Raw genomic sequence first — 18,801 nt, 5'->3', positions numbered from 1 at the left:
CGTGTCCGAGCTGCCGCCGTACTGGCTGCGCGACAACTGCCCGTGCGCCGAGTGCCGGGACCCGCGCAACGGGCAGAAGCTGTTCCAGATCAACGACCTGCCGGACGAGCTGACGATCGCCGCCGGCACCGAGCTGGACGGCAACCTGGAGGTGCTCTGGTCGGACGGGCACCGCTCGCGCTACCCGCTGGAGTGGCTGACCGCCGAGCGGGACGGCGACGGGCGCACCGAGGCCGACAAGCGGCTCTGGGTCGCGGCGGACTTCCGGCGCGGCGTCCCCGAGGCGGACTGGGAGACCTACCTGGGCGACCCGGCCGAGCAGGCCGCCGTCCTCGCCGCCGTGCGCCGCAGCGGCTTCGCCGTGCTGCGCGGGGTGCCGGCGCTGGAGCGCCAGGTGCTGCGGGTGGCGGAGAGCTTCGGGTACGTCCGGGTCACCAACTACGGGGAGCTGTTCGACGTCCGGGTCGAGCCGGATCCGAACAACCTGGCCTTCACCAGCGCCGCGATCGCCCCGCACACCGACAACCCGTACCGCGACCCGGTGCCGACCCTCCAGCTGCTGCACTGCCTGGAGAACTCCGCGACCGGCGGCGACTCCGGCCTGGTGGACGGGTTCCGGGCGGCGGCGATCCTCCGGGCGGAGTCCCCGGCCGACTTCGCCGTCCTCACCCGCACACCCGTCCCGTTCGTCTTCCGCGACCGCCGCACCGAGCTGCGCGCCGACCGCCCGCTGATCGAGGTGGACGGGCTCGGCCGGATCCGCGAGGTCCGCTTCAACAACCGCTCGATCGGCACCCTGCGCGGCAGCGCCGAGGAGCTCACCGCCTTCTACGCCGCGTACCGCCGCTTCGCCGCGATCACCCTGCGCCCCGAGCTCCAGCTGGCCTTCCGCCTCGACCGCGGCGACTGCCTGGTGTTCGACAACACCCGCCTGCTGCACGCCCGGACGGCCTTCCGGCAGGACGGCGGCCGCCACCTCCAGGGCTGCTACGCCGACCTGGACTCGCTGGCCTCCACCCTCACCGTGCTGCACCGCCGCACCGCCGCGCTGGACGCGATCGCCGAGCTGTTCGCCGGCGAGGGGGCCGGGGAGTACCTGGGCGAGGCGGTGACCATGGCCGAGCACATGCTCCAGGCGGCCGCGGCCGCCGAGGCGGCGGGCGCGCCGGAGCACCTGGTCGCCGCGGCGCTGCTGCACGACGTGGGCCACTTCCACGGGGCGCTGCACGGACGGGATCTGATGGAAGGTCAGGACAACCGGCACAGCGACACCGGCGCCGACTGGCTGGCGCAGTGGTTCGGCCCGGAGGTGACCGAGCCGGTCCGGCTGCACGTGGCCGCCAAGCGCTACCTGTGCGCGGTCGAACCGGGCTACCGGGAGCGGCTGTCCGAGGCCTCGGAGTACACCCTCGCCGTCCAGGGCGGCCCGATGGACGACCGGCAGGCCGCCGCCTTCGCCGAACTCCCGGGCGCGGCCGACGCGGTGGCGGTGCGCCGGTGGGACGAGCAGGCGAAGGTGGCCGGCGCCGCGACGCCCGGCTTCGACCACTTCCGCCCGCTGCTCGCCGCACTCATGAACTGAACCCGCCCGCCCGGGAGGAGACTCAGTCCTCTTCCCGGGCGTGCCGCGAAAGCGCCGACGTGGCAAGCGAGTTGTGCACGCTGAAGGCCACCGTCCCCGGCAGGTAGCGGTCCTGGGACCACTCCACCGGGGTGCCGGTCGGGTCGGTCGTCCGCCGCCGTTCGCGCAGCAGCGGCCCGCCGCGCCGACAGCCGAGCAGCCGGGCGTCCTCGGCGTTGGCGGCGACGATGTCGATGGTGTGGTCGGCGTCGGTGAACAGGATGCCGTGCTCGCGCAGCACCTCGGTGTGCGAGACGACGTCCGGCGGCAGTTCGGCGACGATCTCGCCGACCCGCGGCGGGTAGATGGTGCGCTCGACCATCACCGGGGTGCCGGAGAGGGTGCGCAGTCGCACCGTCACGTACACCTCGGCGCCGGGCTCCAGGCGCAGTTGCTCGCGCTCGGCGGCGTCGGCCGGGCGGCGGACCAGCGAGTCGAGGATGCCGCCGGGCTCCTCGCCCATGGAGTACGCCCAGTGCGTGAAGCTGAGGAGTTCGGAGAAGCTCTGCACCCGGGCGGTGCCGAGCACCACGCGCCGGGTGCCGCGGCGGGAGGTGACCAGTCCGTCGGAGCGCAGCACGGCGAGCGCCTGACGGACGGTGCCCCGGGAGACGCCGTACTGCTCGGCGAGCGCACCCTCGGCGGGCAGCCGGCCGGCCTCGCCGTACGCACCGGTGGTGATGGCCTCGCGCAGGTCCGCGGCGACCTTCCGGTAGAGAGCACCGGTGGCGCGTTCCGCGGGGCGCTCGGCGGCGGGGCGCTGCTCGGCGGCGGGGCGCTCGGGTTCCAGTGCCACGTCAGTCAAAGTCCCTCCTGGGGCGGTGTCCTGCGCAGCCGTTCCGGCGCGGACAGCCCGACCTTATCCCGCTGCGCAGTCGAAGCATCGCACCGAACGGATCACGCTCCGATGGCCGGTTTCCACCGTTCCCACAGCCGACCCCGGTTCTGGGCCGTCCGTTCACCTTCCCGTCACCGGACTCCGGCGTACTTACCCCCGTCAGCGAAGTTGGCTAGTCAACTCGGACGGCCTCGAACAGCCCCGAGCGACCTCGAACGACCACTCGCGCGATCCCCCGATCAGACACCCGCACCACCCCTCTCTCACGCAGTACACCCCCGATCAGGAGACTGACCAGTGTCCGTGCACCGCGCCCGTACCGCCGCCTTCGCGGCCGTTCTGACCGCCGCCGCGCTGTCCCTCACCGCCTGCGGCTCCGCGGGCACGTCCGCGAAGTCCGGCGACGCCGCCGGCGGCAAGGACGCCAAGACCGCCAAGTCCGTCGCCGACTTCGGTGGCATGGACGCCCTGGTCGCCGCCGCCAAGAAGGAGGGCAAGCTGCACGTCATCACGCTGCCCCGGGACTGGGCGAACTACGGCAAGCTGATGGACGACTTCAAGGCGAAGTACGGCATCGAGATCGAGGACGAGAACCCGGACGGCTCCAGCCAGGACGAGATCAACGCGGTCACCTCCCGCAAGGGCCAGGACCGCGCCCCCGACGTCGTCGACCTCGGCTCGGCGTTCGCCCTGAGCGCCGCCAAGCAGGGCCTGCTGGCCCCCTACAAGGTCGCCGACTTCGAGAAGATCCCGGCCACCATGAAGGACCCCGAGGGCCTGCGCTACAACGACTACGGCGGCTACATGTCGATCGGCTGCGACGCCAAGAAGGTCGCCGCCTGCCCGAAGACCTTCGCCGACCTGCTCAAGCCCGAGTACAAGGGCATGGTCGCTCTGAACGGCAACCCGACCAAGGCCGGTGCCGCCTTCGGCGCCGTCTACGCGGCCGCGCTCGCCAACGGCGGCTCGCTGGACAACATCCAGCCCGGCATCGACTTCTTCGGCAAGGTCAAGCAGGCCGGCAACTTCAACCCGGTCGAGGTCACCCCGGCGACCATCGAGAAGGGCGAGACCCCGATCTCGATCGACTGGTCGTACCTGAACGCCGGCTACGCCGTGAAGTTCAAGGACAAGGGCATCGACTGGCAGGTGGCCATCCCCTCGGACGGCTCCTACGCGCAGTACTACAACCAGGCGATCAACAAGGACGCGCCGCACCCGGCCGCCGCCCGCCTGTGGGAGGAGTACCTGTACAGCGCCGAGGGCCAGAACGGCTTCCTGGGCGGCTACGCCACCCCGGCCCTGTTCGACGCCATGAAGGCCGCCGGCACCCTGAACGCCGACGCCGCCGCCAAGCTCCCGACCGTCGAGAAGCCCTTCACCACCTTCCCGACCCAGGAGCAGACGGACGCGGCCAAGAAGACCGTGACCGAGAACTGGGCCAAGGCGATCGCGGGCTGACCTGACGATGACCACGGCTCCCACCCCGGTGCCGGCCACCGCCTCCGCCGCCCAGCGCGGCGGGGGCACCCCCGGCTCCGCATCCCCCAGCACCCCGGCCGCCACCACGTCGGCCCGCGCCCCGCGCCCCTCCCGGCCCCGGGCCGACCGCGGCCGCGCCTGGCTGGCCGCCCTCCCCCTCCTGGTGTTCTTCGCGATCGGCTTCGGCCTGCCCGCGATCGCCATCGCCATCGGCGCGTTCACCACCTCGACCGACGCCCCCGACGGCGGCGGCACCTTCACCACCGACAACCTCACCGGCTCGCTCCAGGGCGCGTACTTCACCGCCCTGTGGGGCAGTGTGAAGCTCTCGCTGCTCACCGCGCTGATCGCCACCGTGGTCGGCCTGCCGCTGGCCCAGGCCGTGGTGACCTCCCGGTTCCGGGTCTTCCGCGAGGCCGTGATGTCCGCCTCCGGCGTGCTCGCCAACTTCGGCGGGGTGCCGCTCGCGTTCATGTTCGTCGCCACCCTCGGCAACTCCGGCGAGGTCACCAAGCGGCTCGGCCTGACCTCGCACGGCTGGAGCCTCTACACCTTCTCCGGCCTGTCGGTGGTCTACCTGTACTTCCTGGTGCCGCTGATGGTCATCACCATCACCCCGGCGCTGGAGGGCCTCAAGGTCCAGTGGCGCGAGGCCGCGTACAACAACGGCGCCACCGTCGGGCAGTACTGGCGCCACGTGGCGCTGCCGGTCCTGGTGCCCTCGCTGCTCGGCGGCTTCGTGCTGCTGTTCGGCGCCTCCTTCGCCGCGTACGCCACCGCCGAGGCCATGGTGGGCAGTTCGGTGCCGCTGATCTCGATGCAGATCGGCGACGCGCTGTCCGGGAACGTCCTGGTCGGCCAGGGCAACCTCGCCCTCGCCCTCGGCCTCGACATGATCGTGGTCGCCTGCCTGGTGATGGCCGTGTACCTGCCCCTTCAGCGCCGGAGTGCCAAGTGGCTCGCCTGATCAACCGCATCCGATTCGGCCGCGGCCTCGTCCTGCTGCTCTGCGGCGTCTACTTCGCGGTGCCGATGGCCGCGTCGGTGATCTTCAGCATCGACGACAACAAGGGCGGCACCACCTTCCGCGCCTACACCGAGCTGCTGAGCGCCCCCGGCTTCAACGACAGCCTGGTGCTCAGCCTCGAACTCGCCGCCGTCACCGTGGCCGTGCTGCTGCTCCTGCTGGTGCCGGCGATGCTCGCCGCCCGGCTCGGCGCGCCCCGGCTCGGCCCGGTGGTCGAGGTGATCTGCTCGATGCCGCTGGTCGTCCCGGTGGTCGCGCTCACCACCGGCATCATCGGCGTGCTGCGCTGGGGCCCGGACTACCTCCAGGACACCCCGTTCTTCCAGACCATCGTGGCCATCCAGGACCCGAAGTTCCCGGTCGTCCTGGTCATCGCCTACGTGCTGATGGCGCTGCCGTTCGCGTACCGGGCGCTGGACGCCGGGCTGCGCGGCGTGGACGTCGTCACCCTGGTCGAGGCCGCCCGCAACTGCGGCGCCGGCTGGCTGCGGGCGGTGTTCACCGTCGTGCTGCCGAACCTGCGCAGCGCGCTGCTGAACGCGGCCGTGCTCACCGTCGCCCTGGTGCTCGGCGAGTTCACCACCGCCTCCATCCTCGGCTTCGCCCCCTTCTCGGTGTGGATCAACTCCAACGGCAAGAGCGACGGCCAGATGTCCGTCGCGGTGTCGATGCTCAGCCTGCTGATCGTCTGGATCGTCCTGCTGTTGATGTCCGCCGTCGGCCGCGGCCGCAAGACCGCGCGGTCCTGAACCCACCCGGCCCGCACGACCTTGCGGTCCTGAACCACCCCACGCCTTCCAGGAGTTGCTCCACATGACCACGGCACCCGCCCGCACCCCCGCCGCCACGGCCACCGGCGGCGCCACCGTCGAGTTCCGGGCGCTGCGCCGCGCGTTCGGCACCACCACCGCCCTCGACGGCCTGGACCTGACCGTCCGGCCGGGCGAACTGCTCGCCCTGCTCGGCCCGTCCGGCTGCGGCAAGACCACCGCGCTGCGCATCCTGGCCGGCTTCGAGCAGCACGACTCGGGCGAGGTCCTGGTCGACGGCCAGGACATCACCGCGATCCCCGCGCACAAGCGCGACGCCGGCATGGTGTTCCAGTCGTACAGCCTCTTCCCGCACCTGACCGCGCTCGACAACGTCGCCTTCGGGCTGCGGATGCGCGGCACCGGCAAGGCCCAGCGCCGCCGGCGCGCCCAGGAGCTGCTGGAGCTGGTCGGCCTGCCGCACCGCGCCGAGCACTACCCGCACCAGATGTCCGGCGGCCAGCAGCAGCGCATCGCGCTCGCCCGCGCCCTCGCCCTCCAGCCGCGCGTGCTGCTGCTCGACGAGCCGCTGTCCGCGCTGGACGCCAAGGTCCGGCTCCAGCTGCGCGAGGAGATCCGCCGGCTCCAGCAGGAGCTGGGCATCACCACCCTGTTCGTCACCCACGACCAGGAGGAGGCGCTGTCCATGGCCGACCGCGTCGCCGTGCTGCGCGCCGGGCGGCTGGAGCAGTGCGCCGGCCCGTCCGAACTGTACGGCCGCCCGGCCACCGCGTTCGTCGCCGAGTTCGTCGGCACCATGAGCCGCATCCCGTGCAGCCGCACCGCCGACGGCGTCGAGGTGCTCGGCCGCCGGCACGCGGTCGACGGCGAGCTGCCGGCCGACGGCGAGCTCCAGGTGCTGGTCCGCCCGGAGAACGTCACCCTCACCCCGGACGCCCACGGCCCCGCCCAGGTGGTCACCGCGTCCTTCCTGGGCGCCGTCACCCGGCTGACCGTCCGCCTCGACGACGGCACCGAGGTCAAGGCCGACCTGCCCACCGAGGCCGCCGCCGCCCTGCCGGCCGGCGCCCGCGCCGCGCTCACCCTGCCGGAGCGACCGGTCCTGGTGGACCGCCGCACGGCCTGACCCGCCTCACCTGCCTGACCTGCTCGACGGCGCCGCGGCCCGGCCGGGCGACCCGCCTGCACGGGCCGCCGCGCCGCCTGAAACCCTGTACCGCCACCTGATGAACCACCGAAGGTACCGCCATGCCTGAGATCCCTCTTCCTGCTGCCGTCCTCTTCGACATGGACGGCACCCTGGTCGACACCGAGCAGCTCTGGTGGCAGGCCGCCGCCGAGCTCGCCGCCGAGCTCCAGCACGCGCTCACCGAGCAGGACGCCCCCGAGGTGCTCGGCCAGGCCGTCGAGCACACCGCCGCCCACCTGCACCAGGTCAGCGGCACCAGCCTCACCGAGGCCGAGCTCGCCGACCGGCTCGGCGAGTCCTTCGCCGGCAAGGTCGCCGCCGAGACCGTGCCGCGGCCCGGCGCGCTCGCCCTGCTCGCCGAACTGCGCGACGCCCGGGTGCCCACCGCGCTGGTCTCCGCCTCCCCGCGCCGGGTCGTCGACCTCGTACTGTCCGCCATCGGCCGCGACTGGTTCGCCGTCACCCTGGCCGCCGAGGACACCCCGCGCACCAAGCCCGCGCCCGACCCGTACCTGGCGGCCGCCGAACGGCTCGGCCTCGACCCGGCCGCCTGCGTCGCCGTCGAGGACACCCCGACCGGGGTCGCCTCCGCCACCGCCGCCGGCTGCGCCGTGCTCGCCGTCCCGTCCACCCCGACCCCGATGCCGGACGGCTCCCGGATCACCCTGCTCGACAGCCTGGAGAACGCCGACCTCGCCCTGCTCGGGAAGCTCGGCGCCGACCGGACCGGCTGACCGCCGTGCCCTACCTCCTGCTCGCCCTCGCCATCCTGAGCGAGGTCTGCGCCACCAGCTGCCTCAAGCTCACCGAGGGCTTCACCCGCCTCTGGCCGAGCATCGGCGTGGCCATCGGCTACGTGCTCTCCTTCCTGCTGCTCGGCCGCGCGCTCAAACACATCCCGGTCTCGGTCGCCTACGCCGTCTGGTCGGGCGCCGGGACGGCGGCGGTCGCCGGGATCGGCGTGATCGCCTTCGGCGAGTCGCTCGGGCGGCTCCAGTGGCTGGGGATCGCCCTGGTGATCGTCGGGGTGGTCGTACTCAATCTGAAGGGAAGTCACTGACGCCCGTCCGTGGACGATGGTGTACCCAGTACGGTGGCCCGGTGACTGATGCGCAGCACGGGCTGATAGCCGGCCGGTACCGCAAGGTGGAGTTCATCGGCGGCGGGGGGATGGGCGAGGTCTGGCGCGGCTGGGACGAGGTCCTGGCCTGCGAGGTCGCCCTGAAGACGGTCCGCCTGCCGCCGGACCGGGACAGCGCGGCCGACCTGTTGGCCTGGGCCCAGCGCGAGGCCCGGACCATGGCCCAGCTGCGCCAGCACTCCGGGGTCATCACCATCTGGGACACCGTGTCCTGGCAGGGTGCGCCGGTGATCGTGATGGAGCTGGTCAAGGGCCCCTCGCTCGCCTCGGTGCTGGACAAGCGGGGCCGACTCCCGGTGACCGACGTCGCCCGGATCGGCCTCGCCCTGCTGGAGGCCCTGGGCGCGGCGCACACGATCGGGGTGGTGCACCGGGACATCAAGCCCGGCAACATCCTGCTGGAGGGCGACCGGGTCGTCCTCACCGACTTCGGCATCGCCCACCTGCCCGGGGCGACCACCGTCACCCACGTCGACGGCTCCCCGGGCACCGTCACCCACCAGGCCCCGGAGCTGCTGCGCGGCCTGCGGCTCACCCCGGCGGCGGACCTGTGGTCGGTCGGTGTGACGCTGTACCAGGCGGTCGAGGGCCGGCTGCCGTTCGCGGCGAACACCGTCGCGGGCCTGGTGTACGCCGTCGCGCGCGAGGAGCCGCTGCCCACCCGGTACGCGGGCGGGCTCGCGCCACTGCTGCGCGGGCTGCTCACCAAGGACCCGGCGGGGCGGACCGGCCTGGAGCAGGCGGTCCGGGAACTGCGCGCGCTCGGGTCCCGGCCGGCCCAGCCGCCGACCGCGGCCGCCACCCCGCCGAAGCCGAAGTACGCGCCCACGGTCGTCGAGACGCCCCCGACGCCGGCCGGGCCGCGCGTGCCCGCGTTCCGTACCGTCCGCGTCCTCGACGGCCACCCCGCCGTACTCTTCGCCGCCGCGTACTCGCCCGACGGCGCCCGCATCGTCACGGGCGACGCGGCCGGCGTCGGCAGGGTCCGGGGCACCGCCAACGGCCACCACATCGCCGCCCTCCACGGCCACGCCCCCGGCGCGGTCACCGCGGCGGCCTTCTCCCCGGACGGCACCCGGATCTTCACCGGCGGCTCGGACCACACCGTACGGATCTGGGACGCCGCCACCGGCCTGCACCTCATCGCCCTCGAAGGACACACCGACGAGGTCGTCTCGGTGGCGTTCTCCCCCGACGGTGCCCGCGCCGTCACCGCCTCCGCCGACCACACGGCGCGGATCTGGGACGCGACCGCCGGCCGGCACCTCAGCACCCTCCACGGCCACACCGCCCGCGTCAACGCGGCGGCCTACAACCCCGACGGCACCCGCATCGCCACCGCCGGCACGGACCACACCGCGCGGATCTGGAACACCACCGGCGGCTGGATCCTCACCACCCTCTACGGCCACACCGCCGAGGTCCACTCGGTCGCGTTCTCCCCCGACGGCACCCGTATCGCCACCGCCTCCGCCGACCGCACGGCGCGTGTCTGGGACGCCGCCACCGGGCAGGACCTCTTCGCCCTCCGCGGCCACACCGCCGAGGTCCACTCCGTGGCGTTCTCCCCCGACAGCGCCCGTATCGCCACCGCCTCCGCCGACCGCACGACACGCGTCTGGGACGCCGCCACCGGCCGCCACCGCACCACCCTCCACGGCCACACCGCCGAGGTCCTCACAGCCGCCTACGCACCTGACAACGCCCGGATCCTCACAGCCGGTCGGGACGGGAGCGCACGATTCTGGGGCGTGCTCACCGGCCGACTCCTCACCACCTTCCCCGGCGAGACCATGCGCGCCACGTTCTCGGCGTACTCCCCCGACGGCACCCGCGTCCTCACCGGCTCCAACGACGCCGACGCGCGGATCTGGGACGCGAACACCGGCCGGCACCTGACCACCTTCCGCCACCACGACCACACGGTCACGTGCGGGGCGTTCTCCCCCGACGGCACCCGGATCGTCACCGGCAGCCGGGACACCACGGCACGGGTCTGGGACCCGACCACCGGCCAGGAGCTCCGCACGCTCCGAGGGCACACCGCTCACGTCTCCTGGGTGGCCTACTCCCCCGACGGCACCCGCATCGCCACCGCCTCCACCGACCACACGGCACGGGTCTGGGACGCGGCCACCGGTCGGCGTCTGGCCACGTTCCACGGCCACGCCGCCGAACTCCGGTCGGTGGCCTACTCCCCCGACGGCACCCGCATCGCCACCGGCAGCTCGGACCGCACCGTCCAGCTCTGGGACGCCGCCACCGGCCGCCACCTCACCACCCTCCACGGCCACACCGACGAGGTCCACTCGGTCGCCTTCTCGCCGGACGGCACCCGCATCGCCACCGGCGGCAAGGACAGGACGGTGGCACTGTGGGACGCGGCCACCGGCCGCCACCTGACCACCCTGCGCGGTCACACCGCCGAGGTCCACTCGGTGGCCTTCTCCCCGGACGGCACCCACCTCGCCACCGGCAGCTCGGACCGCACCGTGCGGATCTGGGACGCAACCGCCGGCCGGCACCTCACCACCCTGCGCGGCCACGACTCCACGGCCAACTCGGTGGCGTACTCCCCCGACGGCACCCGGATCGTCACCGCGTACGACGCCGGCGAGATCCGGATCTGGGGCACCTGACCCACCACGCCCCACCCGATCAACACCATGAGGCCCACATGACCGAGGATCCGTCTCGCATCGCTCTGGACCGCCTCCGGGCTGTCCGGTGGACCGACCAGGGGGACTTCGCGTTCGGCCACCGGCGCTCGCGGGCCCGGTTGATGACCGAGTACCTGCGCCGGTCCGCGCTCTGGGCGGACGCCTTCGACGCGAGGGGCCACTGGCCGTTCTTCGACATCGCGCGGCACATCGACCCGGTCGACCACACCTCCCCCGAAGTCACGGCCGCGCTCGACGAGTTCGTCAGCCGCACCTTCGGTCGACGGACGTTGAAGCAGGCCTGCCGGGGCGCCGTGCACTGGCCCGCGTTCCGCCGCGGGACAAAGGTCGACCTCCCCGGTCTTCCCGACCCCTACGAGCCGCTGCTGCTCATGTTCGAGCGCGGGGGCGGCTTCTCCATCGAGGAGATGATCGACCTCGACGGCATCGCCGTCCCGCTGCGCCCGATGGCCCACTACCTCTCGCTCGCTCCCGCGGCCACCCTCACCCCGGACGCCCTCGACGCCCTCGATACCGAGGGCGACGCCCGAGGGGTGTGACGCAGGACACACCGACACCTGTCACGCCACGGCGGCCCCGCTTGTCCCATGGGCACAACCGGACGGGAAGGGAGCACGGCGATGAAGGTTCTGCTGGCGGGTGCGAGTGGTGTGCTGGGGCGGAAGATCAGCCGGGAGCTGGTGGCGGCGGGGCACGAGGTGGCCGGGCTGGGGCGGGGTGCGGGGAACGCGGTGCGGGCGGATCTGCTGGACGGGGACGCGGTGCTGCGGGCGGTGGACGGGCTGGGGTTCGACGCGGTCGTGCACGCGGCGACCGCGTTGCAGGGGAAGTCGATGATGCGGCACCAGGACATGGCCGCCACCAACGAGTTGCGGGTCCAGGGCACCCGGAACCTGCTGGCCGCCGCCCGGGAGACCGGGGCGCGGCGGTTCCTCGTCGAGTCGATGATGTTCGGCTACGGCTACGGCGACCACGGCGACCGACTCCTCGCCGAGGGGGACGGGTTCGGCCCGCACGGCACCGACCCGTGGCTGGAGCGGCACGTCGGGGCGATGCGCACCAAGGAGGAACTGGCCTTCACCGCCGACGGGTTGGCAGCGGTGAGTCTGCGGTTCGGGATGTTCTACGGCGCGGGTGTCACCGAGACCACCGTGCTGCCGATGCTGCGCAAGCGCGGGCTGCCGGTCGTCGCCGACCAGGGCCGGGCGCTGTCGTGGGTGGACGCGGACGATGCCGCCCGCGCGGTGGTACTGGGGCTGGAGCACGGACGGGCCGGCGAGGCGTACAACATCGTGGACGACACCCCGATGGGGTTCGGCGCCCATGTGCGGGCCGTCGCCGAGGCGTTCGGCGCTCCGGCGCCGATGCGGGTGCCGCTGTGGCTGCTGAAGCCGGCCCCGCTGGCGCACACCATCATGGCGACCAACCTCCGGCTGGCGAACGGCAAGGCGAAGCGCGAGCTGGCCTGGGCGCCGACCTTCGCGAGCTGCGCGGACGGTCTGCGGAATCTTGCGGGTCGCGAGGTGCCGCTGGCAGCCTGACGGTCCATGATCATCGATAGGGCTGACCAGGACGACCCGTTCACCGCCCACCGCCGACTGCTGTTCGACACCGCGTACCGCATGCTGGGCAGCGTCGCCGACGCGGAGGACGTCCTCCAGGACGCCTGGCTCACCTGGAGCCGCGCCGACCGGTCCGCCGTGCGGCACCCGAAGGCGTACCTGGTCCGGACGGTCAGCAACCTCTCCCTGAACCGGCTCACCTCCGCCCGGGCGACCCGCGAGGCGTACGTCGGCCCGTGGCTGCCGGAGCCGCTGCTGACCACCCCCGACGTCGCCGAGGAGGCGGAGTTGGCCGACACCGTGTCCACCGCGATGCTGGTGGTGCTGGAGACCCTGGCCCCGGTCGAGCGGGCGGTGTTCCTGCTGCGCGAGGTGTTCGGCTACTCGCACGCCGAGATCGCCGAGATCCTGGACCGCCCGGAGCCCACCGTCCGCCAGATCGCCCACCGGGCGAAGAAGCACGTGGAGGCCCGCCGCCCGCGCTTCGACGCCGACGCGGACCGCCGCCGGGAGGTCACCGAGCGCTTCCTGGCGGCCTGCGCGGGCGGCGACCTGAACGCCGTGATGGAGCTGCTGGCCCCGGAGGTGACCGCCTGGTCCGACGGCGGCGGCAAGGTGACGGCCGCCCGCCGCCCGCTGCACGGCACCGACGCGGTGGCCCGCTGGATGCTCGGGGTCCTCGCCAAGCCCGAGTTGCAGGGCATGGCGCTCGCGAGCGCCTCGATCAACGGCGAGGAGGGGGTGCTGTTCACGATGGGCGGCCACCCGGTCGGCGCCCTCGCCTTCGACCTGGTCGACGGCCTGATCCGGAACCTCCGCTTCCAGGTCAACCCGGACAAGCTGCGCGGCCTGCACCGGCCCTGAGGAGTCGGTCCTCCCCGAGGTCCTCGCACCCGCGACCCCGACCGCACACCGCCGACGGCCACGTGACCGTCACCACACCCACCGCCGCCGCCGTAACGCGGCGGCGGTGCCATCGCGTGCCTGGGTCGATGACAGTTCGAGAAAGGACCATCCCGGTGGGGGACGTACCCGCGGACTTCCTGGAGTTCGCCCATGCCCGCAGCGATCAGCTGTACCGCACCGCGTGCCTGCTGACCGGCGACCGGCACCTCGCCGAGGACCTGGTCCAGGAGACGCTGGCGAAGATGTTCCGCTCCTGGCGGCGGATCGACCGGACCGAGGCGCCGATCGCGTACGCCCACACCGTGCTGGTCCGCACCTTCACCTCGTACCGCCGTCGACGCAGCGCGCAGGAGCGTCCGGTGGACCGGCTGCCGGACGACCGGGTCTCCGTCGGCGACGGCGACCCGGAGCTGCGGCTGACCCTGCTGGACGGGCTGGCACAGCTGGCCCCGAAGGACCGGGCGGTGCTGGTCCTGCGGTACTGGGACGACCGGCCGGTCGAGGAGACCGCGCGGATGCTGAAGCTCTCCCAGGGCGCCGTCCGCACCCGCAGCCTGCGGGCCCTGCAGAAGCTGCGGCTCGTCCTCGGGGACGCGCTGCTCGCCGACCTCGTCCAGGCCTGACCGAACGGAGCGCACCGATGGACCTCAACCAGCTGAACCCCGATCAGCGTCTGCACGACGCGCTGCGGCACGCCTCCCGCCAGTTCGGCCCGCACAGCGGGGACCTCGTCGTCCGCGCGACCACCCGGGGCCGCCGGCTGAAGCTGGTCCGCCGGGCGCAGCTCGGTACGGCGGCCCTCGCCGTGGCCGGCGCCTGCGTCGCGGGCGGCTTCGTCCTCTCCGGATCCCCCGCCGCCGCGCCCGCCCCGGCCGCACCGCCGACCGCCACCGCGACGGCCACAGGCACCCCGACCGCGCCTCCGACCGCGGCCCCCACCCCGTCGGCGGCCCCGCCCACCGGTGGCCCGCGCTCCGGCCCGATCTCCGCCCAGCTGGCCGCGTTCCTGCCACCCGGCAAGATCACCCGGACCAACAGCAACGGCACCTTCGTCGACGGCCGCATCACCAAGCCGGCCGACCAACGCATGGGCGCCGGGGGCGGCTTCACGTACGACGACGGCAAGGGAGCGTCCGTGATCCAGGTGGACTTCTCGGACGGCACGTCGCAGGGCTACGGCGACTGCCACCCGACCTCGCCCGAGCACTGCCCCGAGACGCTTCCGGACGGCACGAAGGTGTGGGTCGAACCGGGCAAGATCATCGGCGGCGGGATCAAGCTCACCGTGCGGGTCCTGCGGCCCGACGGCCGGCTGGTCGAGGTGGACGAGTTCAACGTCGCAAGCATCGTCCCCCCGGGAGGGGACGACCGGAACTTCAGCCCCGCCCCCACCCGCCCCGACCTGCCGCTGACGGTCGACCAGCTGCGCGGCATCGCGCTGAGCCCGCACTGGAACAGGTAGGACCGCCGAGTGGGAAGTCGGCCCGTCCGACTTCCCACTCAACACTCAACACCGCACCCGGTCAGCCCAGCAGCGCCGGCAGCTCCGCCACCGAGCCGAGCACGTGCGTCGCCCCGTCGGCCCGCAGCCGGGCCTCGTCGTGGGCGCCGGTGAGCACGCCGGCCACGATCGAGGCCCCGGCCCGGGTGCCGGTGAGCATGTCGTAGCCGGTGTCCCCGACCACGGCCAGCTGCCGCACCGACTCCACGCCGGTGCGCAGCAGCGCGGTGAGCGCCAGGTCGGGGTACGGGCGGCCGCGGCCGGCCTCGGCGGGGCAGAGCGTCAGGTCGGCGACGGACTGCCAGCCGAGGGCGGTCAGGATGCGGTCCTGGGTGGCCCGGGAGAAGCCGGTGGTGAGGACCACCGCGCGGCCCTGGCCGCGCAGTTCGGCGATGGCCTCGGCGGCGCCGGGCAGCGCGGCGCAGTGCCCGGCGTCGACGAGGTCGTGGTACGCGGTCTCGAAGGCCGCGTTGGCCCGCTGGGCCTTCTCCTCCTCGCCGAACAGGTGGCGGAACACCGAGATCTTGGACTCGCCCATGGTGGCGCGGACGTGGTCCAGCATCGGTGCGAAGTCGGGGCTGCCGGCCTCGACGCCCAGCGAGGCGGCGGCGGCGGTGAAGGCCTGCTCGACCAGGCCGCCGTCGGCGACGGTGGTTCCGGCCATGTCGAGCACGACCAGGCGGATGTCTACAGCGGTCACGGCGATGTTCCTTGCTCTACTTGCGGCTTTGCGGCTCTGCTGACGGCTTTGCGCGGCGTACGGCTCGTACGGCCCGTACGGCGTTCACAGGTTCGCGAGGTCGGCGGTGGTCTCGGCGATGGCCGGGGAGCAGGTCATGCCGCGCCCGCCGGGGCCGGTGACGAGCCAGACGCCGTCGCGGACCTGCTCGCGGTGGACCACCCGGGTGGTGTCGACGCACTGCGCGTACACCCCGGCCCAGCGGCGGCGGACCCGCGGCAGCGGGCGGCCGAGCAGGTCCTCGGCGACGCCGACCAGGTGGTCGTACGGGTCCTCGACGACATCGAAGCCGAACGGCTGGTCGTACTCGTGGGTGTCGCCGATGGTGAGTCCGCCGTCGCGCCGCTGGACCATGAGCAGCTGCATCTTGTACTCGGCGGCGATCTGCGGTTGCGGCTGGGTCTCGCGCAGCCGGTCGAGGACGCTGCCGGCGAAGGCGGGGTAGTAGCGGAAGCTGTCGCCGTCGGCGACGGAGGTGGTGAGCGGCTCGTCCAGCGGGTCGGTCTGCATCATCTGCAGCCGGACCCGGCGCACCGGCAGTTCGGGGGCGAGCTCGCGGACGAGGCCGCCGAGCCAGGCGCCGGTGCAGAGGATCACCAGGTCACCGGTGTGGACGTCGCCGTGGTCGTCGCGGACGGCGTTCTCGCCGACGACGTCGCGGACCTCGCGCCCGGGCAGGAAGGTGTAGCGGCCGGTGGCCTGGAGGGCGGCGCGCAGCGCGGGCTGGGCGGTGCGGGGTTCGACGGCGGCGTCCCGCTCGCACCACAGGGCGCCGAGGAGCTTGCCGCGCAGCGCCGGGTTGGCGGCCCTGGTCTGCTCGGGGTCGAGCAGCCGGTAGCCACGGGCGGCGGCGTCGGGCAGGGTCAACGCCTGTTCGGCGACGGCGAGTTCGGCCTCGGTGCGGATCGCGGTGAGCGAGCCGTTGGCCCGGAAGCCGAGGTCCGGGACGCGGGCGCCGATGGCCTCCCACAGCTCCCGGGCGCGCAGCGCGGTGTCCAGTTCCGCTCCCTGCGCGCGACCGCTGACCCAGACCAGACCGAAGTTGCGCACGGAGGCGCCGCGCGCCTCGGCCTCGCGCTCCAGGTGGACGACCTCGTGACCGCGCTCGACGGCCTGCCAGGCGTGCATGGTGCCGAGCACGCCTGCTCCTACGACGATGACTCTCATGCGGCCAGGCTGGTGCGGCCAGGTGTCCTGGGGGCGTCCGAACAAGGTCGCACAGATGAACCACCCGAAAAGTTGTACAGACAACCTGCGGGTAACTTCAGCGGTGCGAGCTCCGCGTCAGCCCCCCGGAACGATCACCGCAGCACCCGCGCCCGCAGGTAGTTGCGCCGCCCGAAGTTCGGCTCGTCCACCGCCGTCAGCTCCTCCACCTGGAACCGGTACAGCGCCGCCGCCCCACCGCCGGTGAGGAACTGCCGCCGGACCGCCTCGTCCTGCGCGAAGGACGGGTACCGCCCCTGGTACGCCGCCAGCGCGGCCTCCGCCTGCCGCCCCCAGGCCTCGCCCGCGCTCCCTCTCAGCTGCAACCCGCGCAGCTGCTCGCCGAAGACCGGCGGCGGCAGGAAGACGGTGGCGGCGGCCCGGGCCTCCTCGGCGAGGTGGTGGCTGTGCCGGGTGGAGCGCTCGCTGACGAAGTAGAGGACGAGGTCGTCGTCGTACGCGAAGAAGGCCAGGTTGGCGTGCGGGCCGTGCTCGTGCCCGGCGGTGGCGAGGGTCAGCACCATGGCCTCGGCAAGCAGCCCCTCGACGCCCTTGTGCAGCAGCTCGCCCGGCCAGTCCCCCTGCGTGATGTCGAGTCGGTACGGCATTCGGCACTCCCTCCCTGGCACGCCCGGCGCTCCCGCGCCCCGGCACGACTGAGCCGGGCGGGTCCCCCTCCGAAGGGGGCCCACGCCCGGCTCACATGCTCTACCCGCCACCCCGTCCGGACAAGGGCCGGACGGGCCTTGGCAGATCGGGGTCGGGTCGGTGCCGCGGGTCAGCGCCGCAGCCCGGTGCCGCGGGTCAGCGCCGCTGGCTCTGGTACGCCTCCGGCCCGCGGGTCACCAGCGGCAGCGCGCCGGGCCCGAGCAGCGGGCGCAGCGCGCCGGCCCGCATCCGGTCGACCAGCGGCGCCAGCCGCGCGGCGAGCAGCGCCAGCGGGATCGCCACCAGGACGCCGACCAGCGCGCCGACCGCCACGTCGTGCGGGTAGTGCACGCCGACCCAGACCCGGGAGGCGCCCATCAGCACCGCGAAGAGCCCGGCGATCCAGCCGAGCCGCCGGTCGACGAACCAGAGCGCGGTCGCGGCGGCGAAGGCGATCACGGTGTGGTTGCTCGGGAAGGACCAGTCACCGCTGCCCGGGCAGGTCTCCAGCGAGACGCTGCCGGGGATCTGCGCGCACGGCCGGACCTCCTCGACCATGCCCTTGAGCAGCGAGTTCACGCCGTACGCGAGGACCACGATCACCGGGGAGGCCAGCACCCGGGCCATCACCGCCGAGTCCGCGCCGCGCGCCCGCCACCAGGCGTAGAGCATGAAGACCGCGAACAGGCCGAGGCCGAGCGCCGACCACACCTTGATCAGCTCGTCCAGCCAGTGCGGGGCCGCGTCCGCCCACCGGTTGACCCGGCTGTAGAGGCTGCCGTCGATACCGCTGCCGTCGTACACGGCCAGCACCCGGGAGGGGATCACTTGTCACCTCCGTGGCGACGGGACTTACGGGCACGGAACACTTCGAGAACAATGGGGAGCACGGAGACAACTACTACCAGACCAATGATCGGTAGCAGATAACGGTCGATGTCCGGAACGGACGAACCGAGCACGTACCCGGCCAGCACCACCCCGACGGTCCACACCGTGCCGCCGAGCACCTGCCAGAACGTGAACGCGCGGACCGGCACGTCCAGCACGCCGCAGAGCGGGTTCAGCACCGTCCGGACCACCGGGATGAACCGGGCGAGCACGATCGCCTTGCCGTGCCCGTACTTGGCCAGCAGCACCTCGGCCCGCTGGACGCCCTCCAGCAGGCTCCGCCGCTTCACCCGGCGCAGCAGCGCCGTGCCGCTCTGCCGGCCGATCAGGTAGCCGACCTGGGCGCCGGCCAGCGCCCCGACCAGGGCGGCCGGCAGCACCTGGTACAGCTCCAGCTGCGGCCCCTTGGTGGCGCCGGGCACGCAGAGCAGGCCGGCGGTGAAGAGCAGCGAGTCGCCGGGCAGGAAGAAGCCCACGAGCAGGCCGGTCTCGGCGAACAGCACGGCGGCGATGCCGAGCGCGCCGAAGGCGGCGAGCAGCGAGGACGCGTCCAGCGGGTTCACCGCGAGGTTCGTCACATGACTCAGCGCACCGTTCGC

General features: G+C 73.3%; 19 protein-coding genes. 13 read left to right on the top strand and 6 right to left on the bottom strand.

The features are described from left to right. The first annotated feature begins 1 nt into the window (after nucleotide 1). Nucleotides 2–1,582: a 2-trimethylaminoethylphosphonate dioxygenase gene (gene tmpA, locus ABTY15_RS07320; protein WP_350577478.1), complete on the top strand. Its 1,581-nt coding sequence runs from the start codon at nucleotides 2–4 to the stop codon at nucleotides 1,580–1,582. Nucleotides 1,583–1,604: 22 nt separating this feature from the next. Here the strand turns inward: tmpA and ABTY15_RS07315 are convergent, their stop codons facing one another. After that, complete coding sequence (locus ABTY15_RS07315) at nucleotides 1,605–2,417, bottom strand: GntR family transcriptional regulator (protein WP_350577761.1); 813 nt, start codon at nucleotides 2,415–2,417, stop codon at nucleotides 1,605–1,607. Between the two features lie 339 nt (nucleotides 2,418–2,756). On the opposite strand from ABTY15_RS07315, the gene ABTY15_RS07310 reads away from it, so the two are divergent. The 12 genes from ABTY15_RS07310 (at nucleotide 2,757) to ABTY15_RS07255 (ending at nucleotide 14,679) form a co-directional block, all read left to right on the top strand. Continuing rightward, nucleotides 2,757–3,920, top strand: coding sequence for an ABC transporter substrate-binding protein (locus ABTY15_RS07310; protein ID WP_350577475.1), 1,164 nt, complete (start codon nucleotides 2,757–2,759; stop codon nucleotides 3,918–3,920). A gap of 7 nt (nucleotides 3,921–3,927) precedes the next feature. After that, on the top strand, nucleotides 3,928–4,908 hold the full coding sequence (locus ABTY15_RS07305) for an ABC transporter permease (protein ID WP_350577472.1): 981 nt from the start codon (nucleotides 3,928–3,930) through the stop codon (nucleotides 4,906–4,908). Continuing rightward, nucleotides 4,908–5,717 carry an ABC transporter permease gene (locus ABTY15_RS07300; protein WP_502893444.1) on the top strand — a complete coding sequence of 270 codons (810 nt, stop codon included), beginning with the start codon at nucleotides 4,908–4,910 and terminating at the stop codon, nucleotides 5,715–5,717. Before ABTY15_RS07305 ends, ABTY15_RS07300 begins: the two co-directional genes overlap by 1 nt. A 64-nt stretch (nucleotides 5,718–5,781) precedes the next feature. Then, nucleotides 5,782–6,864 (top strand): ABC transporter ATP-binding protein, encoded by a 1,083-nt coding sequence (locus ABTY15_RS07295; protein ID WP_350577469.1) that lies wholly within the window; start codon nucleotides 5,782–5,784, stop codon nucleotides 6,862–6,864. Nucleotides 6,865–6,986: 122 nt separating this feature from the next. After that, nucleotides 6,987–7,661: an HAD family hydrolase gene (locus ABTY15_RS07290; protein ID WP_350577466.1), complete on the top strand. Its 675-nt coding sequence runs from the start codon at nucleotides 6,987–6,989 to the stop codon at nucleotides 7,659–7,661. Nucleotides 7,662–7,666: 5 nt separating this feature from the next. Continuing rightward, entirely contained in the window at nucleotides 7,667–7,987 is a 321-nt protein-coding gene (locus tag ABTY15_RS07285; protein ID WP_350577463.1) for a DMT family transporter, read from the top strand. A gap of 41 nt (nucleotides 7,988–8,028) precedes the next feature. Then, nucleotides 8,029–10,707, top strand: coding sequence for a protein kinase domain-containing protein (locus tag ABTY15_RS07280; RefSeq protein WP_350577460.1), 2,679 nt, complete (start codon nucleotides 8,029–8,031; stop codon nucleotides 10,705–10,707). A gap of 38 nt (nucleotides 10,708–10,745) precedes the next feature. Further along, the gene (locus tag ABTY15_RS07275; RefSeq protein WP_350577457.1) at nucleotides 10,746–11,288 is read left to right on the top strand and encodes a hypothetical protein; all 543 of its coding nucleotides are present in this window, start codon (nucleotides 10,746–10,748) and stop codon (nucleotides 11,286–11,288) included. Between the two features lie 81 nt (nucleotides 11,289–11,369). After that, nucleotides 11,370–12,290, top strand: a complete 921-nt coding sequence (locus ABTY15_RS07270) for an NAD-dependent epimerase/dehydratase family protein (RefSeq protein ID WP_350577454.1) — start codon at nucleotides 11,370–11,372, stop codon at nucleotides 12,288–12,290. Between the two features lie 6 nt (nucleotides 12,291–12,296). Further along, complete coding sequence (locus ABTY15_RS07265) at nucleotides 12,297–13,175, top strand: RNA polymerase sigma-70 factor (RefSeq protein ID WP_350577452.1); 879 nt, start codon at nucleotides 12,297–12,299, stop codon at nucleotides 13,173–13,175. Nucleotides 13,176–13,330: 155 nt separating this feature from the next. Next, complete coding sequence (locus ABTY15_RS07260; RefSeq protein WP_350577449.1) at nucleotides 13,331–13,840, top strand: SigE family RNA polymerase sigma factor; 510 nt, start codon at nucleotides 13,331–13,333, stop codon at nucleotides 13,838–13,840. Nucleotides 13,841–13,857: 17 nt separating this feature from the next. Beyond that, the gene (locus tag ABTY15_RS07255; protein ID WP_350577447.1) at nucleotides 13,858–14,679 is read left to right on the top strand and encodes a hypothetical protein; all 822 of its coding nucleotides are present in this window, start codon (nucleotides 13,858–13,860) and stop codon (nucleotides 14,677–14,679) included. Between the two features lie 61 nt (nucleotides 14,680–14,740). Here ABTY15_RS07255 and ABTY15_RS07250 read toward each other — a convergent pair whose 3' ends face one another. The 5 genes from ABTY15_RS07250 to ABTY15_RS07230 form a co-directional block, all read right to left on the bottom strand. Further along, complete coding sequence (locus tag ABTY15_RS07250) at nucleotides 14,741–15,418, bottom strand: phosphonatase-like hydrolase (RefSeq protein WP_350577444.1); 678 nt, start codon at nucleotides 15,416–15,418, stop codon at nucleotides 14,741–14,743. An 84-nt stretch (nucleotides 15,419–15,502) separates the two neighbouring features. Beyond that, nucleotides 15,503–16,624, bottom strand: a complete 1,122-nt coding sequence (locus tag ABTY15_RS07245; protein ID WP_350577442.1) for a TIGR03364 family FAD-dependent oxidoreductase — start codon at nucleotides 16,622–16,624, stop codon at nucleotides 15,503–15,505. Between the two features lie 134 nt (nucleotides 16,625–16,758). Next, complete coding sequence (locus ABTY15_RS07240; RefSeq protein ID WP_350577437.1) at nucleotides 16,759–17,271, bottom strand: pyridoxamine 5'-phosphate oxidase family protein; 513 nt, start codon at nucleotides 17,269–17,271, stop codon at nucleotides 16,759–16,761. Nucleotides 17,272–17,467: 196 nt separating this feature from the next. Then, nucleotides 17,468–18,139, bottom strand: coding sequence for a phosphatase PAP2 family protein (locus ABTY15_RS07235; RefSeq protein WP_350577434.1), 672 nt, complete (start codon nucleotides 18,137–18,139; stop codon nucleotides 17,468–17,470). After that, nucleotides 18,136–18,780, bottom strand: coding sequence for a DedA family protein (locus ABTY15_RS07230; RefSeq protein WP_350577431.1), 645 nt, complete (start codon nucleotides 18,778–18,780; stop codon nucleotides 18,136–18,138). Before ABTY15_RS07230 ends, ABTY15_RS07235 begins: the two co-directional genes overlap by 4 nt. Between the last annotated feature and the right edge of the window lie 21 nt (nucleotides 18,781–18,801).

The sequence above is a fragment of the Kitasatospora sp. NPDC097643 genome (genome assembly GCF_040302625.1).
GTDB lineage: Bacteria > Actinomycetota > Actinomycetes > Streptomycetales > Streptomycetaceae > Kitasatospora.
The sequence above is the reverse complement of the archived record's forward strand: the minus strand, read 5'-3'. Positions and strand labels throughout refer to the sequence as shown.

Bases quoted from the DNA above. Each gene is read 5' to 3' on its own strand.
- ABTY15_RS07305 (WP_350577472.1), top strand. From the start codon at position 3,928: ATGACCACGGCTCCCACCCCGGTGCCGGCCACCGCCTCCGCCGCCCAG.
- ABTY15_RS07270 (WP_350577454.1), top strand. From the start codon at position 11,370: ATGAAGGTTCTGCTGGCGGGTGCGAGTGGTGTGCTGGGGCGGAAGATC.
- ABTY15_RS07275 (WP_350577457.1), top strand. From the start codon at position 10,746: ATGACCGAGGATCCGTCTCGCATCGCTCTGGACCGCCTCCGGGCTGTC.
- ABTY15_RS07290 (WP_350577466.1), top strand. From the start codon at position 6,987: ATGCCTGAGATCCCTCTTCCTGCTGCCGTCCTCTTCGACATGGACGGC.
- ABTY15_RS07265 (WP_350577452.1), top strand. From the start codon at position 12,297: ATGATCATCGATAGGGCTGACCAGGACGACCCGTTCACCGCCCACCGC.
- ABTY15_RS07240 (WP_350577437.1), bottom strand. From the start codon at position 17,271: ATGCCGTACCGACTCGACATCACGCAGGGGGACTGGCCGGGCGAGCTG.
- ABTY15_RS07255 (WP_350577447.1), top strand. From the start codon at position 13,858: ATGGACCTCAACCAGCTGAACCCCGATCAGCGTCTGCACGACGCGCTG.
- ABTY15_RS07295 (WP_350577469.1), top strand. From the start codon at position 5,782: ATGACCACGGCACCCGCCCGCACCCCCGCCGCCACGGCCACCGGCGGC.
- ABTY15_RS07245 (WP_350577442.1), bottom strand. From the start codon at position 16,624: ATGAGAGTCATCGTCGTAGGAGCAGGCGTGCTCGGCACCATGCACGCC.